The sequence below is a fragment of the Pseudomonas sp. GW823-FHT02C02 genome, assembly GCF_058797635.1.
Map to the genome: position 1 here is coordinate 23,253 of NZ_JBXAJV010000011.1, position 20,268 is coordinate 43,520.

Annotated in this window: 18 protein-coding genes; 11 read left to right on the forward strand and 7 right to left on the reverse strand. The window is 59.6% G+C overall.

All coding sequences use genetic code 11. The annotated features are described in order from the left end of the window. Positions 1-74 precede the first annotated feature (74 nt). A complete protein-coding gene (gene pap, locus AC1ROI_RS19810; protein ID WP_077747970.1) occupies positions 75-1,598 on the forward strand; it encodes a polyphosphate:AMP phosphotransferase in 1,524 nt (507 codons plus the stop codon). Between the two features lie 102 nt (positions 1,599-1,700). Then, positions 1,701-2,885, forward strand: a complete 1,185-nt coding sequence (locus AC1ROI_RS19815) for a thiolase family protein (protein WP_077747969.1) — start codon at positions 1,701-1,703, stop codon at positions 2,883-2,885. 122 nt (positions 2,886-3,007) lie between these two features. Here AC1ROI_RS19815 and AC1ROI_RS19820 read toward each other — a convergent pair whose 3' ends face one another. Further along, positions 3,008-3,202, reverse strand: a complete 195-nt coding sequence (locus AC1ROI_RS19820; RefSeq protein WP_077747968.1) for a DUF6316 family protein — start codon at positions 3,200-3,202, stop codon at positions 3,008-3,010. 210 nt (positions 3,203-3,412) lie between these two features. Between AC1ROI_RS19820 and AC1ROI_RS19825 the strand changes: the two genes are divergently transcribed. Further along, positions 3,413-4,372 (forward strand): DMT family transporter, encoded by a 960-nt coding sequence (locus AC1ROI_RS19825; protein WP_010461711.1) that lies wholly within the window; start codon positions 3,413-3,415, stop codon positions 4,370-4,372. Between the two features lie 121 nt (positions 4,373-4,493). Here the strand turns inward: AC1ROI_RS19825 and AC1ROI_RS19830 are convergent, their stop codons facing one another. Further along, entirely contained in the window at positions 4,494-5,888 is a 1,395-nt protein-coding gene (locus AC1ROI_RS19830) for a class II fumarate hydratase (RefSeq protein WP_102595638.1), read from the reverse strand. A 191-nt stretch (positions 5,889-6,079) separates the two neighbouring features. On the opposite strand from AC1ROI_RS19830, the gene AC1ROI_RS19835 reads away from it, so the two are divergent. From AC1ROI_RS19835 to AC1ROI_RS19865, 7 genes are all read left to right on the forward strand, one after another. Continuing rightward, positions 6,080-6,604 carry a DUF2059 domain-containing protein gene (locus AC1ROI_RS19835; protein ID WP_010461709.1) on the forward strand — a complete coding sequence of 175 codons (525 nt, stop codon included), beginning with the start codon at positions 6,080-6,082 and terminating at the stop codon, positions 6,602-6,604. Between the two features lie 12 nt (positions 6,605-6,616). After that, entirely contained in the window at positions 6,617-6,910 is a 294-nt protein-coding gene (locus tag AC1ROI_RS19840; RefSeq protein ID WP_010461708.1) for a BolA family protein, read from the forward strand. Between the two features lie 165 nt (positions 6,911-7,075). Next, positions 7,076-8,017: an oxygen-dependent tRNA uridine(34) hydroxylase TrhO gene (gene trhO / locus AC1ROI_RS19845; RefSeq protein ID WP_010461707.1), complete on the forward strand. Its 942-nt coding sequence runs from the start codon at positions 7,076-7,078 to the stop codon at positions 8,015-8,017. Positions 8,018-8,056: 39 nt separating this feature from the next. After that, positions 8,057-8,659 (forward strand): DsbA family protein, encoded by a 603-nt coding sequence (locus tag AC1ROI_RS19850; protein ID WP_172792624.1) that lies wholly within the window; start codon positions 8,057-8,059, stop codon positions 8,657-8,659. Then, entirely contained in the window at positions 8,652-10,469 is a 1,818-nt protein-coding gene (locus tag AC1ROI_RS19855; RefSeq protein ID WP_102595639.1) for an ABC transporter ATP-binding protein, read from the forward strand. Before AC1ROI_RS19850 ends, AC1ROI_RS19855 begins: the two co-directional genes overlap by 8 nt. Positions 10,470-10,604: 135 nt before the next feature. Further along, the gene (locus tag AC1ROI_RS19860; protein ID WP_010461704.1) at positions 10,605-13,064 is read left to right on the forward strand and encodes an EAL domain-containing protein; all 2,460 of its coding nucleotides are present in this window, start codon (positions 10,605-10,607) and stop codon (positions 13,062-13,064) included. 78 nt (positions 13,065-13,142) lie between these two features. Continuing rightward, complete coding sequence (locus tag AC1ROI_RS19865; protein WP_219734217.1) at positions 13,143-13,904, forward strand: iron-containing redox enzyme family protein; 762 nt, start codon at positions 13,143-13,145, stop codon at positions 13,902-13,904. 105 nt (positions 13,905-14,009) lie between these two features. On the opposite strand, the gene AC1ROI_RS19870 is transcribed toward AC1ROI_RS19865, so the two are convergent. The 5 genes from AC1ROI_RS19870 to AC1ROI_RS19890 all read right to left on the reverse strand — a co-directional run bounded on the left by AC1ROI_RS19870 (position 14,010) and on the right by AC1ROI_RS19890 (position 19,007). Further along, entirely contained in the window at positions 14,010-14,936 is a 927-nt protein-coding gene (locus tag AC1ROI_RS19870; protein WP_010461702.1) for a GGDEF domain-containing protein, read from the reverse strand. Between the two features lie 374 nt (positions 14,937-15,310). After that, entirely contained in the window at positions 15,311-16,051 is a 741-nt protein-coding gene (locus AC1ROI_RS19875; protein WP_007899713.1) for a YciK family oxidoreductase, read from the reverse strand. A gap of 187 nt (positions 16,052-16,238) precedes the next feature. Then, entirely contained in the window at positions 16,239-16,910 is a 672-nt protein-coding gene (gene mupP / locus AC1ROI_RS19880) for an N-acetylmuramic acid 6-phosphate phosphatase MupP (RefSeq protein WP_102595641.1), read from the reverse strand. 4 nt (positions 16,911-16,914) lie between these two features. Further along, on the reverse strand, positions 16,915-17,613 hold the full coding sequence (gene ubiG / locus AC1ROI_RS19885; RefSeq protein WP_010461694.1) for a bifunctional 2-polyprenyl-6-hydroxyphenol methylase/3-demethylubiquinol 3-O-methyltransferase UbiG: 699 nt from the start codon (positions 17,611-17,613) through the stop codon (positions 16,915-16,917). 59 nt (positions 17,614-17,672) lie between these two features. Further along, positions 17,673-19,007: a TRZ/ATZ family hydrolase gene (locus AC1ROI_RS19890; RefSeq protein WP_077747958.1), complete on the reverse strand. Its 1,335-nt coding sequence runs from the start codon at positions 19,005-19,007 to the stop codon at positions 17,673-17,675. A gap of 108 nt (positions 19,008-19,115) precedes the next feature. Between AC1ROI_RS19890 and mtnA the strand changes: the two genes are divergently transcribed. Beyond that, the gene (gene mtnA / locus AC1ROI_RS19895) at positions 19,116-20,192 is read left to right on the forward strand and encodes an S-methyl-5-thioribose-1-phosphate isomerase (RefSeq protein ID WP_102595642.1); all 1,077 of its coding nucleotides are present in this window, start codon (positions 19,116-19,118) and stop codon (positions 20,190-20,192) included. Positions 20,193-20,268 lie beyond the last annotated feature (76 nt).

Genomic DNA, 20,268 nt, shown 5'->3' on the forward strand with positions numbered 1-20,268 from the left:
CCGCCAAGGAATTTTCTGTGATGACGGACAGCCCAATCCGCTAGTCTTGGCGCAATCAGGAAAGGGAGTCGTCCATGTTCGAATCTGCTGAAATCGGTCACGCCATCGACAAAGAAACCTACGACGCTGAAGAACCGGCACTGCGTGAAGCGTTGCTCGAAGCGCAGTTCGAACTTCAACAGCAAAAGCGCTTTCCGGTGATCGTCCTGATCAACGGCATTGAAGGCGCCGGGAAGGGCGAGACGGTCAAGTTGCTCAACGAATGGATGGACCCGCGTCTTATCGAAGTCCGCACTTTCGATCAGCAGACCGATGAAGAGCTGGCGCGACCTCCGGCCTGGCGCTACTGGCGGATGCTCCCGGCCAAGGGGCGCATGGGGATTTTCTTCGGCAACTGGTACAGCCAGATGCTCCAGGGCCGGGTCCATGGACTGTTCAAGGACGCGGTACTGGATCAGGCGATCAACCAGTCGGAGCGCTTTGAAAAGATGCTCTGCGACGAAGGCGCGCTGATTTTCAAGTTCTGGTTTCACCTCTCCAAGAAGCAGATGAAGGCGCGCCTCAAGGCACTCGCCGATGACCCTTTGCACAGCTGGCGCATCAGTCCGCTGGACTGGCAACAATCCCGGACTTACGACAAGTTCGTGAAGTACGGCGAGCGCGTGTTGCGGCGCACCAGCCGCGACTACGCGCCCTGGCACGTGATTGAAGGCGTGGATGTGCATTACCGCAGTCTGGCGGTGGGCAAGATCCTGCTCGAAGGCCTGCAAAGTGCCTTGAAACGATCCAGAATCCATCCCGCCAAAGTCAACGCTGCGCCGCTGCCGATCCATGTCGATCAGCTCAACTTGCTTGACAGCCTCGACTTGAGCCAGCGTCTGGACAAGGAAGATTACGAAGAACAACTGATTACCGAGCAGGCGCGATTCTCCGGCCTGATGCGTGACAAACGCATGCGCCAATTCGCCTTGATCGCAGTGTTCGAAGGCAATGACGCGGCGGGCAAGGGCGGTGCAATCCGGCGCGTGGCCGCGGCGCTCGATCCACGTCAGTACAGCATCGTGCCGATTGCCGCGCCCACCGAGGAAGAACGGGCGCAACCGTATTTGTGGCGCTTTTGGCGGCACATTCCGGCCAAGGGCAAATTCACCGTATTCGATCGCTCGTGGTATGGCCGGGTATTGGTCGAGCGCGTCGAAGAGCTCTGTCCGCCCGCTGACTGGCTGCGGGCCTACAGCGAGATTAACGATTTCGAAGAGCAGATTTCCGAATCGGGCGTCATCGTGGTCAAGTTCTGGCTGGCCATCGACAAGGAAACGCAACTGGAGCGTTTCGAATCCCGTGAAGACATTCCCTTCAAGCGTTTCAAGATCACTGAAGACGACTGGCGCAATCGGGACAAGTGGGACGCTTATCGCGCGGCCGTCGGCGACATGGTTGACCGCACCAGCACGGAAATCTCGCCATGGACGCTGGTGGAGGCCAATGACAAGCGCTGGGCCCGGGTCAAGGTCCTGCGCACGATCAACCTGGCGCTGGAAGCCGCGTTCGAAAAATCAGACAAGCACGACAAGAAGGCCAAAAAACGCAAGTCGTGAGCCGATGGTTACGCATACGCGGGGTGAATGATTGTCGCGGTCGGTTATGGGGTGGACTTATGCTCGGTCCACTCCCAACCGATAACAACAATGAGGTATGCCATGCGTGAAGTGGTGATCGTCGACAGCGTGCGGACCGGCCTGGCCAAATCCTTTCGCGGCAAGTTCAACCAGACCCGTCCGGATGACATGGCGGCGCATTGCGTCGATGCCTTGTTGGCGCGCACCGGCATCGACCCGGCCAGTGTCGAGGATTGCATCGTCGGCGCGGGCTCCAACGAAGGCGCCCAGGGCTACAACATCGGTCGCAACGTCGCCGTGTTATCACGCCTGGGTATCGGCACCGCAGGCATGACCCTCAACCGTTTCTGCTCGTCGGGCTTGCAGGCCATCGCCATCGCCGCCAACCAGATCGCGTCGGGCTGCAGCGACATCATCGTGGCCGGTGGCGTCGAGTCGATCAGCCTGACCATGAAAAGCGTCAACACCGACCACCTGATCAACCCGCTTCTTAAAGAGCAGGTGCCGGGCCTGTATTTCCCGATGGGCCAGACTGCTGAAATCGTTGCACGTCGTTACGACGTCAGTCGCCAGGAACAGGATCTGTATGCCCTGCAGAGTCAGCTGCGTACGGCCCAGGCTCAGGCCGCTGGTTTGTTCGATGATGAAATCGTGCCGATGGCGGTGAAGTATCGGGTTGAAGACAAGGTCACTGGCCAGGTGCAGATCCTCGACGGGATCGTCGACCGCGACGACTGCAACCGCCCGGACACCACGCTGGAAAGCCTGGCCGGGCTGAAACCGGTATTTGCCGAAGACGGTTCGGTCACGGCGGGTAACTCGTCGCAATTGTCCGATGGCGCTTCGATGACGCTGGTCATGAGCCTGGAAAAAGCCCTGGCGCTGGGTCTCAAGCCCAAGGCGTTCTTCCGTGGTTTCACGGTGGCCGGGTGCGAACCGGACGAGATGGGCATCGGTCCGGTGTTCTCGGTGCCGAAATTGCTCAAGGCCAAGGGTTTGCGGGTGGCTGACATTGATCTGTGGGAGCTCAACGAAGCGTTTGCGTCGCAGTGCCTGTACAGCCGCAATCGCCTGGAAATCGATAACGACAAGTACAACGTCAATGGCGGCTCGATTTCCATCGGCCACCCGTTCGGCATGACCGGCTCGCGTCAGGTCGGGCACATTGTGCGTGAGTTGCAGCGGCGCAACTTGCGGTATGGCGTGGTCACCATGTGCGTGGGTGGCGGGATGGGGGCGACGGGGTTGTTCGAAGCGGTGCGCTAAGTCCGCAAGACTTCTGTTGCCTGATTAACCGCTATCGCGAGCAGACTCGCTCCCACATTGGATCTATGGCGCGCATCAGACCCCTGTGGGAGCGAGCCTGCTCGCGATGGCAGCACCTCGGTCTATCGATCTAGACTCACAAGCTGCATCCGCGCGATGTAAGCCTGAATCTCCCGTGCAGCCGCCTGCGGATTATCAAACGGCCCCTCCAGCGTGTTTTCCCGGGTGCTGAAAAATAGTTCTCCATTCACACGACACACCCGGTCGCAACGAAAGTGCGTGGCGGGGGCGTTGTCCTGGGCGCGCTTGCCGTACATGGCGGTCTCCTGAGGGATGTTCCGGTTAGCGGATCCAATGAGCTTATGCATGAACCACTTGCGGCGCCTGACCAACTGATCGGCGGCATTTCGCCAGATTAATGGTGCGACCTGCACAGTTTCATTCGCGGCCCGTCGCCAACTGTCCCTGTGTCGCGCCGAGGTCTGCGCCTAGAATGGTGTTTCTTGCCATCTGGCTTTGGGGTTCGCATGCACATTTCATCCGGTCGCTGGGTTTACGGTCTGTTCCTGGCCTTGCTGACCGCAGTCCTGTGGGGAATCCTGCCGATCAAACTCAAGCAAGTCCTGCTGGTGATGGACCCGGTGACGGTGACCTGGTTTCGCCTGACGGTGTCCGGTGGCTGCCTGTTCATTTATCTGGCGGCGACCAGGCGTCTGCCCAGTCGCAAAGTCCTCGGCCCGCGCGGTGGCTGGCTGGTGTTGATGGCGGTGCTCGGCCTGGTCGGCAACTACGTGTTGTACCTGATGGGCCTGAACCTGCTCAGCCCCGGCACCGCGCAACTGGTTGTGCAGATGGGCCCGATCATGTTGCTGATCGCCAGCCTGTTTGTGTTCAAGGAACGGTTCAGTGTGGGGCAGGGGATTGGTCTGCTGGTGCTGCTGATCGGTTTCGCGCTGTTCTTTAATCAACGTCTGGCCGAGCTGTTGACCTCGCTGACCGATTACACCGCCGGCGTGTTGCTGGTGCTGCTGGCTTCGACGGTCTGGACGTTTTACGCACTGGGGCAGAAGCAATTGCTGACGGTGTGGAATTCGTTGCAGGTGATGATGGTGATCTACCTGTTCTGCGCGCTGTTGCTGACGCCTTGGGTGCATCCGCTGGAGGCGCTGCAGTTGAACCCGTTGCAAGGCTGGTTATTGCTGGCGTGCTGCATGAACACCTTGATCGCTTATGGCGCCTTTGCCGAAGCGCTGGCCCATTGGGAAGCTTCGCGGGTGAGTGCGACGCTGGCGATAACACCGTTGGTGACGTTTGGCGCAGTGGCCGTGGCCGCGTGGGCATGGCCGGAATATGTGCATGCCGAGACGATCAATGGCCTGGGGTATGGCGGGGCGGTGTTGGTGGTGGTGGGGTCGGCGTTGGTGGCGTTGGGGCCTTCGTTGATTGCCGGGCTCAGGGCGCGGCGAGTACGGATAGCCGCAGGTTGAACCGCGTTATCGTTCTTCGCGAGCAGGCTCGCTCCCACATTTAACCGAGTTCTATCAGAAGAATGCGGCCCCCTGTGGGAACGAGCCTGCTCGCGATGGCTGATTGTCAGGCGCTACACACTCAGCCCTTGGCGCCCGCTTCCAACATATTCTCCGGCCTTACCCACGCATCAAACTCTTCATCCGTCAGATACCCCAGTTGCAATGCCGCCTCTCGCAAGGTCAGCCCCTCGCTGTAAGCCTTCTTGGCAATCTCCGCCGATTTGTCGTAGCCGATATGCGGGTTCAGCGCAGTCACCAGCATCAGCCCACGCTCCAGGTGCTCGGCCATTTTCGCCGCGTCCGGTTCCAGGCCGGCGATGCAATGCTGCTGGAAGTTGCTGCAGCCATCGCCCAGCAGGCGGATCGATTGCAGCAGGTTGTGGATGATCACCGGTTTGAACACGTTCAGTTGCAAGTGCCCCTGACTCGCCGCAAAACCAATGGCGACGTCGTTGCCCAGGACTTGGCACGCCAGCATCGACAGCGCTTCACACTGGGTCGGATTGACCTTGCCCGGCATGATTGAGCTGCCCGGTTCGTTGGCCGGCAGTTTCACTTCGGCAAAACCTGCACGCGGCCCGGAACCTAGCAGACGCAAGTCGTTGGCGATTTTCATCAGGGTCACGGCGAGGGTTTTCAGCGCGCCCGACAGGGTGGTCAGCGGCTCATGGCCGGCCAGCGCGGCGAACTTGTTCGGCGCGGTAACGAACGGCAGGCCGGAAAGGGCCGCCAACTCCGCAGCGATCGCTTCACCAAAACCGTGGGGTGAGTTCAGCCCGGTGCCAACCGCGGTGCCGCCTTGCGCCAGTTCACAGACCGCCGGCAGTGCGCTGCGGATTGCCCGTTCGGCGTAATCCAGTTGCGCGATGAACGCCGAGAGTTCCTGGCCGAAGGTGATCGGCGTTGCGTCCATCATGTGGGTGCGGCCGGTCTTGACCAGTTTCATGTGCCGCGCCGCCAACTCGGCCAGGCCGCCGGAGAGTTCACTGATTGCCGGTAGCAAATGCTGCTGCACTGCCTGGGCGGCGGCAATGTGCATGGCAGTCGGGAAGCAGTCGTTGGAGCTTTGCGAGCGGTTGACGTGATCATTGGGGTGAACCGGGGTCTTGCCACCACGCGGGTTGCCGGCCAGTTCGTTGGCGCGGCCGGCGATCACTTCGTTGACGTTCATGTTGCTCTGGGTGCCGCTGCCGGTCTGCCAGACCACCAGCGGAAACTGGTCGTCGTGGCTGCCGTCGAGCACTTCGTCTGCGGCCTGTTCGATCAGGCGGGCGATGTCGGCGGGCAGGTCGCCGTTGCGGTCATTGACCCGCGCCGCGGCTTTCTTGATCAGGGCCAGTGCGTGCAGCACGGCCAGGGGCATGCGTTCGTTGCCAATGGCGAAGTTGATCAGCGAGCGTTGCGTTTGAGCACCCCAGTAGGCCTCATCCGGGACTTCCACCTGGCCAAGGCTGTCGGTTTCGATACGGCTCATCTTGCACACTCCTGTAGGTCGATAGCGCAGTTTAGGCCGTGATCGCCGGCCGTGGTTCCATCAGTCTGTTTTTTGACCGTTCGCCCCCTCTAATTCAGGCCTGACAAGGCTTGGGGTTGAGTGACACACTTTTTTAGGCGCAGAATGGTCGCCCTTGGGGTTTTACCTCGCCTGCTAGAAAAGGAAACTCGATGACTCGTCTTCGTGCCATCTGTACCGCGGTTGCACTGGTTTGCGCCAGCGGCCCTGTTTTTGCCGATACCGCCAGCCACAACGCCAGTGCCGAAGCTTTCCTGACCCTGGCGCACGCTGACAAATTGGGCACTCCGGTGTACATGCAAGTGCAGCAAATGTTCGCTCAGCGCTTTGAACAGACCAAAGCCCCTGAATCGAAAAAAGCCCTGCTGGAAACCTATCAAGCCAAGGCCAACGCCGCTCTGGACGCAGCCATTGGCTGGAACAAGCTGAAGCCAGACATGGTCAAGCTCTACACCACCAACTTCAGCGAATCCGAGCTGAAAGACCTGGTCGCGTTCTACAAGTCGCCACTGGGCAAGAAAGTCCTGGAAAAAATGCCGCAGCTGACTCAGCAGTCGGCCCAGATGACTCAAGCCAAGCTGGAAAGCGCGGTGCCTGTGGTCAACAAGCTGTTGGCTGACATGACTGCCGAGCTGGAGCCTAAAGGCGCCGCCGCTCCAGCCAAGAAAAAGCCTTAAGCGGAGCCCGGTATGACCATGCAACAACGCATCGAATCGACGCTGGGCTTGTTACAGCCCGAGCATCTGCAAGTGCTGGATGAAAGCCACATGCACAGCCGTGGGTTGCAGACCCACTTCAAGGCGGTGGTGGTCAGCCAGCAGTTTGAAGGGCTCAACCGCGTCAAGCGTCACCAGAAAGTCTACGGTACGCTCGGCGAGCTGATGGGCGAGTTCCATGCGTTGGCGTTGCATACCTACACGCCTGAAGAATGGGCACAGATCGACGCGGCCCCGGCCTCGCCAACCTGCGCTGGCGGCAGCTAGGAGCCAGGTTTGCCCGCGAAAGCGTCCTCAAGATCGCCTTCGCGGGCAAGCCTTGCTCCTACAGAAGCACTTATTTTTGATAGACTGCCCAACGCGCCGCTCACCCGGCGCGTTTTTTTTATTCCGGTTCACCCTTTGCGAGGGTAGCCACCTGGAGAAACACCCATGACACAACAGATTGTCGTGGCGGCACTGTATAAGTTCGTCACTCTGGAAGATTACGTTGCCCTGCGCGAGCCACTGCTGCAAGCCATGGTCGACAATGGCATCAAGGGCACGCTGCTGATCGCCGAAGAAGGCATCAACGGTACCGTGTCCGGCAGCCGCGAAGGTATAGACGGGCTGATGGCCTGGCTCAAGAACGACCCGCGCATGGACGACATCGACCACAAAGAGTCGTACTGCGACGACCAGCCGTTCTACCGCACCAAGGTCAAGCTCAAGAAAGAAATCGTCACCCTCGGCGTCGAAGGCGTGGACCCGAACAAACAGGTCGGCACCTACGTCGATCCACAGAACTGGAATGCGCTGATCAGCGACCCTGAAGTGCTGTTGATCGACACCCGCAACGACTACGAGGTTTCGATCGGCACCTTCGAAGGCGCCATCGACCCGAAAACCACCAGTTTTCGCGAATTCCCCGACTACATCAAAGCCCACTTCGACCCGGCCGTGCACAAGAAAGTCGCGATGTTCTGCACCGGCGGCATTCGTTGTGAGAAGGCCTCTAGCTACATGCTCAGCCAGGGTTTCGACGAGGTCTATCACCTCAAGGGCGGTATCCTGAAGTACCTTGAAGAGGTGCCGCAGGAAGAAACCAAATGGCAGGGCGACTGCTTCGTGTTCGACAACCGCGTGACCGTGCGCCATGACCTCAGCGAAGGCGACTACGATCAATGTCATGCCTGTCGTACGCCGGTAAGCGTCGAAGACCGCACGTCCGAGCATTACGTGGCCGGCATCAGTTGCCCGCATTGCTGGGATACGCTGAGCGAGAAAACCCGTCGCAGCGCCATTGATCGGCAGAAGCAGATCGAACTGGCCAAGGCGCGCAACCTGCCTCACCCGATCGGCTACAACTACAAGCAAACTCCTTCAGAGGCTTGAACCATGTCTGCCCAACGCCTGCTCTATGTGATGGACCCGATGTGTTCCTGGTGCTGGGGCTTTGCGCCCGTCGCCAACGCGCTGGTCGAGCAGGCGCAGGCCGCAGGGGTGGACGTGCACCTGGTGGTGGGCGGCTTGCGCACCGGCAGCGGCTCCGCATTGGAACCGACTACCCGGCGCTACATCCTTGAGCATTGGCAAGCCGTCACCCAGGCCACCGGCCAACCGTTCAAGGCCGAAGGCGCATTGCCTGACGGTTTTGTCTACGACACCGAGCCTGCCTGCCGGGCGTTGGTGACCGCGCGTAGCCTGGCGCCGGATTGCGCGTGGAAACTGCTCGGCCTCATTCAGCACGCGTTCTATGCCGAAGGCCGAGACGTCACCCACGCCAGTGTCCTGGTCGAGTTGGCCGAGAAAGCCGGCCTGCCGCGCATCGAGTTTGCGGCTGCGTTCGACCGTGCCGATCAGCACGCCGCGACTGCTGCCGATTTCACCTGGGTCCAGGACCTCGGCATCGCCGGATTCCCAACGCTGTTGGCCGAACGTAGCGGGCAACTGGCGCTGCTGACCAATGGCTATCAACCCTTGAGTGAATTGTCGCCATTGCTCGGTCGTTGGCTGGAGCGCGCTGCCTGTGCATGACCTGCCCGATGACACGCCAGCTCCCAAGCGTGTCGATCGGCTGAGTTGGGCTGAAATCCGGCGGCTGGCCCTTCACCATAAAAAATCCCTGTGGATCGCCAATGGCGTGGCGGTGCTGGCCACCCTGTGCAGCGTGCCGATTCCGTTGCTGCTGCCGTTGCTGGTGGACGAAGTGCTGCTGGGGCATGGCGATTCCGCGCTGAAAATCATGAACCACGCGTTGCCGGAAGGCTGGCAGAAAGCGGCGGGCTACATCGGCCTGATGCTGCTGGTGACCTTGTTGCTGCGCTGCGGCGCCTTGCTGTTCAACGTGGTGCAGGCGAAGTTGTTCGCGGCGCTGGCCAAAGACATCGTGTATCGCATCCGCATACGGTTGATCGAACGGCTCAAGCGTATTTCCCTGGGCGAATACGAAAGCCTGGGCAGCGGCACGGTGACCACGCACCTGGTCACGGACCTGGACACGCTGGACAAATTTGTCGGCGAGACACTCAGTCGATTCCTCGTGGCGATGCTGACGCTGGTCGGCACTGCAAGCATTCTGATCTGGATGCACTGGAAGCTGGCGCTTTTGATCATGTTGTTCAATCCGCTGGTGATCTACGCCACGGTGCAACTGGGCAAGCGGGTCAAGCACCTGAAGAAGCTCGAGAATGACAGCACCTCGCGTTTCACCCAGGCCCTGACCGAAACCCTCGATTCGATCCAGGAAGTGCGTGCCGGCAACCGTCAGGGGTTTTTCCTCGGGCGTCTGGGGCAGCGGGCCCGGGAAGTGCGCGATTATGCGGTGACCTCACAGTGGAAGACCGATGCGTCGAACCGTGCCAGTGGCTTGCTGTTCCAGTTCGGCATCGATATTTTCCGCGCTGCGGCGATGCTCACCGTGTTGTTCTCCGACTTGTCCATCGGGCAGATGCTGGCGGTGTTCAGCTACCTGTGGTTCATGATCGGTCCGGTGGAGCAGTTACTCAATTTGCAATACGCCTATTACGCCGCCGGCGGTGCGCTGTCGCGGATCAACGAGTTGCTGGCACGCGACGATGAGCCGCAATACCCCGGCGGTGTCGATCCGTTTCAGGGGCGGGACACCGTGGGCATCGAAGTCCAGGGCTTGAGTTTCGGATACGGCGACGAGTTGGTGTTGAACCAGATGGACCTGTCCATCGCCCCCGGTGAAAAAGTGGCGATTGTCGGTGCCAGCGGTGGTGGCAAGAGCACCCTGGTGCAGTTGCTGCTGGGGTTGTACACGCCCCTTGCCGGGACCATCCGCTTCGGTGGCTCGACCCAGCAGGAGATCGGCCTGGAGACCGTGCGCGAAAACGTCGCCGTGGTCCTGCAACACCCCGCGCTGTTCAACGATACCGTGCGCGCCAATCTGACGATGGGCCGTCTGCGCAGCGACGAGGCCTGCTGGCAAGCGCTGGAGATTGCCCAGCTGAACCAAACGGTTCGAGAATTGCCTGATGGTCTGGACAGCATTGTCGGACGCTCTGGCGTGCGCTTGTCCGGTGGTCAGCGGCAACGGCTGGCGATTGCGCGGATGGTGCTGGCCGAACCCAAGGTGGTGATTCTCGACGAGGCCACCTCGGCGCTGGACGCTGCCACCGAATACAACCTGCACCTGGCGCTGGCGCGGTTCTTGAGCAACCGCACCACGCTGATCATTGCGCATCGGTTGTCGGCGGTGAAACAGGCTGATCGGGTGCTGGTGTTCGACGGCGGGCAAATTGCCGAGGATGGTGACCATCAGCAACTGATTGCCGAAGGTGGGTTGTACGCCAAGCTTTATGGCCATTTACAGCAGCATTAGTGACAGCCCGCGTCAGGTTTGCGGCAAGTGCATGCAAAATACGGGCGCTGGCTTGCCGGGATCGAATACGCACCCTAGTCTAGCTGTAGCGATCACGTTGGATGATGATCTGGCAGTGCTAATACAAGGGACCTCATGAAGCAAAAGCGGACTCTCGGAACCCCTAGGTTATTGGGCATCGTCTGGCCATTTATTGCCGTAGTGCTATTTCAAGCGCTGTTGGGCGGGGTCAGTCTCTATGTACTTTCGGCAGTTCGCGGCTATGTGGCCGGGGAGAGCCTGTGGTCCAAGGGCCAGAAGGACGCCATCTATTACCTCAATCTCTACGCGGACAGTCGCGACGAGGCCATTTTCCTCAAGTACCAGAACGCCATTGCCGTACCCCAGGGTGGTCACGAGTTGCGCGTGGCGCTGGATCACCAGCCACCGAATATCGAAGCCGCACGGGTGGCGATTCTCAAGGGTGGCAATCATCCCGACGACGTCTCCAGCGTGATCTGGCTGTACCTCAATTTCAGGCATTTCAGTTACCTTGAAAAAGCCATCGACCGCTGGACGGTGGGTGACGCGTATCTGGTGCAACTCGATAACGTCGCCCAAGAGATGCACCGGCGCATTACCGAAAATCAGGCGTCGGACGCCGACATCAAACGCTGGAAAGACCAGATTTTTGCAATCAACGATGGTGTGACGCCTGCCGCCACTGCCTTCAGCGATGCCTTGGGCGAGGGCTCGCGCTTGATTCTGCGCCTGCTGCTGGTCACGAACCTGGCCACGGCCCTGGGCTTGATTGCGTTAGCGTTGATGCGTACCCACAAACTGCTCAAACAGCGCCATGCCTTTGCCGAGGCCTTGCAGTTGGAGAAAGACCGGGCGCAGATCACCCTGCAATCCATTGGCGACGGGGTGATTACCACGGATGTCGACGGTGCGATCGCCTACATGAACCCGGCGGCCGAGGCGTTGACTCACTGGAAGGGCGAGCAGGCCATCGGCTTGCCGCTGGCGGCCTTGTTCAATCTGCTGGATGACAACGCTCAGGCTGACGGCTTTACCTTGATCGAGCACATATTGAGCGGTCAGCTCAGCGGCGCCAGCGAGCATTCCAAACTGATCCAGCGCCTCGACGGCAGCACCGTCTCGGTCACCCTGGTCGGGGCGCCGATCCGCAACGCCGACAAGGTCAGTGGCGCCGTGCTGGTGTTGCATGACATGACTCAGGAGCGCCAGTACATCGCCAATTTGTCCTGGCAGGCGACCCACGACGCCCTGACCGGGCTGGCCAATCGTCGCGAGTTCGAGTATCGCCTGGAGCAGGCGTTGCACAACCTGACCCGATACGCTGGGCGCCACGCCTTGATGTTCCTCGATCTGGACCAGTTCAAACTGGTCAACGATACCTGCGGCCACGCGGCGGGTGACGAACTGCTTCGGCATATCTGCGCGCTGTTGCAATCAGGCTTGCGCGAAGGTGACACGCTGGCCCGGCTGGGTGGCGACGAGTTCGGGATTTTGCTGGAAGACTGTCCGCCGGAAGCGGCCGAGAAAATTGCCGAGAGCCTGCGCCATACCGTGCAGAACCTGCACTTTGTGTGGAAAGGCCGGCCATTCGTCACAACGGTGAGCATCGGGATGGTTCATATCGCGCAAACCCCGACCACCCTCGAAGCCTCGCTGCGTGCTGCCGATATGGCCTGTTACATGGCCAAGGAAAAAGGGCGTAACCGTGTTCAGGTGTATAACGCCGATGATTCGGAACTGTCCCTGCGTTTCGGTGAGATGGCGTGGGTACAGCGCCTGCACATGGCCCTGGAAGAGGATCGCTTTTGCCTGTATTCCCAGGAAATCGCACCCCTTGGTCATACCGAACACGGCGGCGGGCATATAGAAATCCTGTTGCGTCTACATGATGAAGCCGGGCGCATGATATTACCGGACAGTTTTATTCCGGCTGCCGAACGTTATGGTCTGATGACCGCACTTGATCGTTGGGTGGTGCAGAACGTCTTTAAGATCATTGCCCAATGTATTGCCGAAGAGCGCAAAGGTCCTTTGGCCATGTGTGCGATTAATCTGTCAGGCACTACTATCGGAGATGACGCGTTTCTGGACTTCCTGAGGGAACAGTTTGTTGCATGGTCCATTCCACCTGAAATGATTTGTTTTGAAATTACAGAGACCAGTGCAATTTCCAATTTGGGAAGTGCAATTAGATTTATCAATGAACTCAAAGGTTTAGGTTGTCACTTTTCGTTGGATGACTTCTGCGCCGGTATGTCCTCATTCGCCTACTTGAAACATTTACCTGTAGACTTCTTGAAGATCGATGGAAGTTTCGTAAAGGATATGCTGGACGACCCGATTAACCGCGCCATGGTAGAAGTGATCAATCACATCGGCCATGTCATGGGTAAGCGCACGATTGCCGAGTTTGTAGAAACACCCCAGATCGAGCAGGCATTGCTGGAGATCGGGGTCGACTTCGCTCAAGGGTATGTCATTGAACGCCCGCATCTGTTTACCTGCGATAGTTTGCAAAGTCGTCCTGCCAGGCCTCAACCTTTGTTATTCAAGGCGCCCGGCACGTTCCGTTGAAATCTCTTGCTGATCCTAACAATCACAATCAAAAGGAGCCCGACAGTGATCGACACATTCAATCGAACCGGACCACTCATGGAAGCTGCAAGTTATCCCGCATGGGCGCAACAGCTCATCAAGGACTGCAGCGAGAGTAAGCGCCGGGTTGTCGAACACGAACTGTATCAGCGCATGCGAGACAATAAGCTCGGCGCAAAAACCATGCGGCAGTACCTTATTGGTGGCTGGCCCGTCGTTGAACAGTTCGCGTTATATATGGCACAAAACCTGACCAAGACTCGTTTTGCCCGCCACCCCGGTGAAGACATGGCGCGTCGTTGGTTGATGCGTAACATTCGTGTCGAACTTAACCATGCCGATTACTGGGTTAACTGGAGTCGGGCCCATGGGGTCAGCCTGGAAGACTTGCAGGCCCAACACGTTGCACCTGAACTTCACGCCTTGAGCCACTGGTGCTGGCACACCAGTTCGGCGGATTCGCTGATTGTCGCCATTGCCGCGACCAACTACGCCATCGAAGGGGCGACCGGAGAGTGGTCGGCATTGGTCTGTTCCAATGGTGTCTATGCGGCCGCGTTCCCGGAGGAAGATCGCAAGCGGGCCATGAAGTGGTTGAAGATGCACGCTCAGTACGATGATGCCCATCCCTGGGAAGCGCTTGAAATCATCTGCACATTGGCGGGCATGAACCCGAGCAAATCCCTGCAAGTGGAATTGCGCCAGGCGGTCTGCAAGAGTTACGACTACATGCACCTGTTCCTGGAGCGCTGCATGCAGTTGGAACACTCTGAAAAGGCGCCGGTCGCGCGTGAGCGCATGGCATTGGCCGAAAGCTGATCCATAGGTATTACAGGCAAAAAAATGTGAGGAGCGGCGGTGCGGCGATCCGAGTTGCTCGCCGCACCGCCACTCCCACATTAGTTATGTGGCTCAGCTGAAGGATTAACCCGCCATGGCCAACCGGTTACGCCCTTCGCGCTTGGCGACATACAGCGCGCTGTCGGCCCGACGCAACAAACTATCGGCCGATTCGCCGGGCAGCAGGGTCGAGCAACCCAGGCTGACCGTCAGCTCGATCTGATTGCCATCGGCTTTGTAACTCTGCGCCTGTGCCGCAAACCGCAGTCTTTCGCCGACCATGGCGGCGGCTTCCCGACTGGTGTTGGACAGGAGGATCAGGAACTCTTCGCCACCAAAACGGAACACCATGTCCACGTTGCGTAGCTGGTTCTTGATCGAGGCTGCGACGCTCTTGAGTACGTCATCGCCCGCACTGTGGCCGAAATTATCGTTAACGTTTTTGAAGTGATCGATGTCCAGCATGAGCAGTGACAACGGCATCAAGTGGCGCCGCGACATCTCGATTTCACGCTCTAAGGTCTGATCCATGGCGATGCGGTTGCCGGTATCGGTCAGCGGATCGCGCAGTGCACTTTGCGTCGCCGCGCGGTAGAGCAGGGCGTTACGCATCGGGAACAGGAGCGTGGACAGCAGCGATTCCAGATTGCTTTGTTCGTGGTCGCTGAATCGCTGATTGCGGCGAAACACCAGTTCACCCAGGTTCTCGCCTTCATGGCTGAGGCTGTAAGTGACGGAATGGTGGCCGCGATGCCCGAATTCCAGACGCAAGTCGCTGGCCGAGTGCTGATAAGTCAGCGCATCCAGCGGCACCAGGCGTTGAATCTCGCGGAAGAAAAGTCCGAGAATGCGTTGTGGCTCAAGACTGGTCTGCAGTTGCTGGCCAAGTTGCTGGCGCACTTGTGCAAGGCTGAATGGCCGCTCCAGAATGGGAGGTTGCTGACCAAAGCCCAGGCGTTGCAATTTGGCGCTGTCGAAGTCAATTGCGTTGGTCTGGGATGGTGATTTCATATGGCGTGAGCCCCTAAGCAGTAAGGCTGTCTTACAGGCTGGGTGAGAGCGGCTTTGGGCTGCGCGTCATACTGGTCCATCAGTCCCGTAGGACATTTGGCGCAAGTTTAGTCCGCTTTGCCGAATATAAGTAACCTATCGACTGAGGCGTCCGCCCGATTGCTTTCACACGGCGTGTCTGAGCAAAATTAGAGCGAAAGTCATGCCAATGAGTTCCTTTGAATAAAAATCCTTGAAAATCAACAAGTTGAAGGATTTATGAAGGGTTTCAGGCAGAAAGAGCGGCGGCGTATTGACTTAAACCACTGCACTTGCGGGGTGCTTTCAGGGCCGCGCCGGGAACCCGGCGCGGTACAAAAAGCGACGTGCGGTTGTTACTGTGCGTTGAAAGCCTGGCCGTTGATGCCCGTGCTGTCCGGACCCATCAAGTAAAGGTAGACCGGCATGATCTCCTCGGGCGTAGGGTTGTTCAGCGGATTTTCACCCGGGTATGCCTGGGCGCGCATGCTGGTGCGGGTAGCGCCCGGGTTGATGCTGTTGGAGCGCACCGGCGCCACGGTGTCGACTTCGTCGGCCAGGGTTTGCATCAGGCCTTCGGTGGCAAACTTGGACACGCCATAAGCGCCCCAGTACGCGCGACCCTTACGACCGACGCTGCTGGAGGTGAACACCACCGAAGCGTCCTGAGACAGCTTGAGCAGCGGCAGCAAGGTGCTGGTGAGCATGAACATGGCATTGACGTTGACGTGCATGACGCGCATGAAGTTCTCGCCGGACAGCTGCTCGATCGGCGTGCGCGGACCAATGATCGACGCGTTATGCAGCAAACCGTCGAGGTGGCCGAACTCTGTTTCGATCATCGCGGCCAGCTCATCGTATTGATGAGGCAACGCGGTTTCCAGGTTGAACGGTATCACCGCAGGCTGTGGATGCCCGGCGGCTTCGATTTCGTCATAGACCTGAGTCAGATTGGCTTCGGTCTTGCCCAGCAGCAGTACGGTTGCACCATGGGCTGCGTAGGTTTTCGCCGCCGCAGCGCCAATGCCGCGACCTGCGCCGGTAACCAGGATGACCCGGTCCTTGAGCAATTCAGGGCGGGCGGAATAATCAAACATAAGAAACCTCACAACAATTCAACACAAAGGCGGCACCGAACCAGTGGCGAGGGAGCTTGCTCGCGTTCGACTGCAAAGCAGTCGTAAATCACCAGATACGGTGTGCCTGACAGAATGCGTTTGTAGATAGAGGAGGCGCTTCGCGCCCCAGCGGGAGCAAGCTCCCGCGCCACAAAATCTGCGGTACTCAGCAGCTGCAAAGAGCGCTATCGAGCACCTTGCGCAACTCAAGCGGATGATCCACCACCACATCCGCCCCCCAATGCCGCGGGTTGTCGTCCGGGTGAATGTAGCCGTAGGTCACGGCAGCCGTTTTGGTGCCGGCATCACGACCGGATTCGATATCGCGCAGGTCATCGCCCACAAACAGCACGCTGGCCGGGTCCAGGTCGAGCATCTTGCACGCCAGGATCAATGGCTCAGGGTCCGGCTTGCTGTTCTTGACATGGTCCGGGCAGATCAGCAGCGCCGAGCGCTCGGCCAGGCCAAGCTGCTGCATGATCGGCTCGGCGAAGCGCAGCGGCTTGTTAGTGACCACGCCCCAGATCAGGTTGGCTTTCTCAATGTCGACCAGCAGTTCGGCCATGCCGTCGAAGAGTTTGCTGTGAACCGCGCAACCGGTAAGGTAGCGCTCCAGAAACTCCAGGCGTAATTCCTCGAAACCCGGTGATTCCGGGTCCATGGAGAAGGTCACGGCGACCATCGCCTTGGCCCCGCCGGAAATCTCGTCGCGGATGTGCTTGTCGTTCATCGGCGGCAAGCCGCGATCAGCGCGCATTGCCTGGCAGATGGCGATGAAGTCCGGCGCGGTGTCGAGCAGCGTGCCGTCCATGTCGAAAAGGACTGCTCTGATACGCATCGGCTTACTCCTCGCGCAGGGTCTGGATCATGTAGTTGACGTCCACATCGGCAGCCAGTTTGTAGTGCTTGGTCAGCGGGTTGTACGTCAGCCCGATGATGTCCTTGACGGTCAGGCCGGCCATGCGGCTCCAGGCGCCCAGTTCGGAAGGACGGATGAATTTCTTGAAGTCGTGAGTGCCTCGTGGCAGCAGCTTCATGATGTATTCGGCACCGATGATGGCGAACAGATACGCCTTCGGATTGCGGTTGATGGTGGAGAAGAACACCTGGCCGCCCGGTTTGACCATTTTGAAGCAGGCGCGGATCACCGAGGACGGATCCGGCACGTGCTCCAGCATTTCCAGGCAGGTGACCACGTCGAACTGCTCAGGCATTTCCTCGGCCAGCGCTTCGGCGGTGATCTGCCGGTACTCGACGCTCACGCCGGATTCCAGCTGATGCAATTGCGCGACCGCCAGCGGCGCTTCGCCCATGTCGATGCCCATGACGGTGGCGCCGCGCTGAGCCATGGCTTCGCTGAGGATGCCGCCACCGCAGCCCACATCGAGGACTTTCTTGCCGGCCAGGTTGACCCGTTCGTCAATCCAGTTGACCCGCAGCGGGTTGATGTCGTGCAGCGGTTTGAACTCGCTTTCGCGGTCCCACCAGCGATGGGCCAGGGCTTCGAATTTGGCGATTTCGGCGTAGTCGACATTGCTCATGGTTTAAGTCCTCTAAAACTTGAAAAATCCTGTTGCCCCGGAAGTCAGTCCGGGGAGGCTTACTGTTCGGTGTGGCCGCTGATGCGTTGACCCCAGGCCTTGGCGGTGGCGCAGAGCTGCTCCTCGTCCAGGCGAGTCAGGCGACGGTCGTCGAGCAATTGTTTGCCGGCGACCCACAGGTGTTTCACGCAGTCGCGGCCGGTGGCGTATATAAGCTGCGAAACCGGATCGTAGATCGGTTGCTGCGCCAGGCCCGACAGGTCGAACGCGACGATGTCCGCGGCTTTGCCAACTTCCAGCGAACCGGTTTCAGTCTCGATTCCCAGCGCACGGGCGCCATTGAGGGTGGCCATGCGCAGCGCGCGATGGGCGTCCAGCGCGGTGGCCGAGCCAGCGACAGCCTTGGCCAGCAGCGCGGCAGTGCGGGTTTCGCCGAGCAAGTCGAGGTCGTTGTTGCTGGCCGCGCCATCGGTACCGATGGCGACATTGACGCCAGCCTGCCAAAGACGCTCGACCGGGCAGAAGCCGCTCGCCAGCTTGAGATTGGACTCCGGGCAATGAATCACATTGGTGTTGCTTTCTACCAGCAGCACCAGGTCTTCATCGCTGATCTGGGTCATGTGCACGGCCTGGAAGCGCGGGCCGAGCAATCCCAGGCGGCCGAGTCGGGCCAGGGGGCGCTCGCCGCGCTGCTCGACCGATTGCTGCACTTCGAACGCGGTTTCATGGACGTGCATGTGAATCGAGGCGTCCAGTTCTTCGGCGATCACCCGGATTTTCTCCAGGTTTTCGTCGCCCACGGTGTAGGGCGCATGGGGGCCGAACGTGACTTTGATCCGCTCGTGGTGCTTGAGATCGCCGAACAATTCGACGCCCTGACGAATGGCCTCGTCCGCCGTGCTGGCCCCTGGAATCGGGAAATCGAGGATCGGAATGGCGATTTGTGCGCGTATGCCACTGTTATGGACACGTTCGCTGGCAACCTTCGGGAAGAAATACATGTCAGAGAAACAGGTGATGCCACCTTTGATCTGCTCGGCGATCGCCAGGTCGGTGCCATCGCGTACAAAATCTTCGTCGACCCACTTGGCTTCGGCGGGCCAGATGTGGTTTTCCAGCCAGGTCATCAGCGGCAGATCGTCCGCCAGGCCCCGGAACAGTGTCATCGCCGCATGCCCGTGGGCATTGATCAGGCCGGGGCTGAGCAACATGTCCGGCAACTCACGAACTTCGGTTGCGTTAAGCTTCAGCGCAGCCGCTCGTGGGCCGATAAACACGATGCGTCCATCGCGAATGCCCAGGCCGTGCTCTTTGAGGACAACACCAGCGGGTTCGACGGGTACCAGCCAGGTCGGCAGCAATAACAGGTCGAGCGCAGCGGCAGTGTTCGGCATCGAGGGTCGGTTCCAGTGCTTTTGTAAAGGATGGCGAAGTATACCCGAGCGTCTTCGCGGGGGGATCGCTATAATCGGCGGCTTTTGTTCATGAGTGCGGGGTGTGGGATGCGCGATCGACTGTTGGCTGCGGAGAAGGTGAAGGCCATCGATTGGCGTGATGGCGCCCTGTACCTGCTGGATCAGCGTATTTTGCCGTTCGAGGAAACGTGGATCCCCTGCACCAGCGCCGCAAGCGTGGCCGAGGCCATTCGCTCGATGGTGGTGCGCGGCGCGCCGGCCATTGGCATCAGTGCGGCCTATGCGATGGTGCTGTCGGCCCGCGCTCGCATAGCTGAGGGTGGTGACTGGCAGGCCGAGTGGGAAGAGGATTACGCATTGCTGGCTGATTCCCGTCCAACGGCGGTGAATCTGTTCTGGGCCTTGGGGCGCATGCGTGACCGCCTGGATCGTCTCAAGGGCGATGCGGATCCTCTCGCGGCGCTGGAGGCGGAAGCCATCGCCATTCATGAAAGCGATCGCGAAGCCAACCTGACCATGGCGCAACTGGGTGTGGACCTGATCCGCAAGCACCAGGGCAACGCGCAGGCGATCCTGACCCACTGCAATACCGGCGCACTGGCCACCGGCGGTTTCGGCACCGCGTTGGGGGTGATTCGCGGGGCCTTTATCGAAGGCATGGTCGAGCGCGTCTACGCCGACGAAACCCGCCCATGGTTGCAAGGTTCGCGATTGACCGCCTGGGAATTGGCCAATGAAGGCATTCCCGTGACCGTCAACGCCGACTCCGCCGCCGCGCACATCATGAAAACCAAGGGTGTGACCTGGGTGATTGTCGGCGCAGACCGGATCACCGCCAATGGCGATGTGGCCAACAAGATCGGCACGTATCAGCTGGCAGTCAACGCCATGCACCACGGCGTGCGCTTCATGGTGGTGGCGCCGAGTTCGACCATCGACATGAACCTGGCCAGCGGCGACGAGATTCCTATCGAAGAGCGCGATGGTCGCGAGTTGCTGGAAGTCGGCGGCAAGCGGGTCGGGGCGGAGGTTGATGCGTTCAACCCGGTGTTCGACGTGACCCCGGCGGACCTGATCGATGCGATCGTCACCGAGAAAGGCATCGTCGAGCGCCCGGACACGGCGAAAATGGCGCTGTTGATGTGCCGCAAGCGTCTGCATTGAGAGCGTCCGGCGCCTTGTAAATCGACATCGCCAGCAGGCTGGCTCTCACAGGTTTTTTGATCGACACCGATCCTGT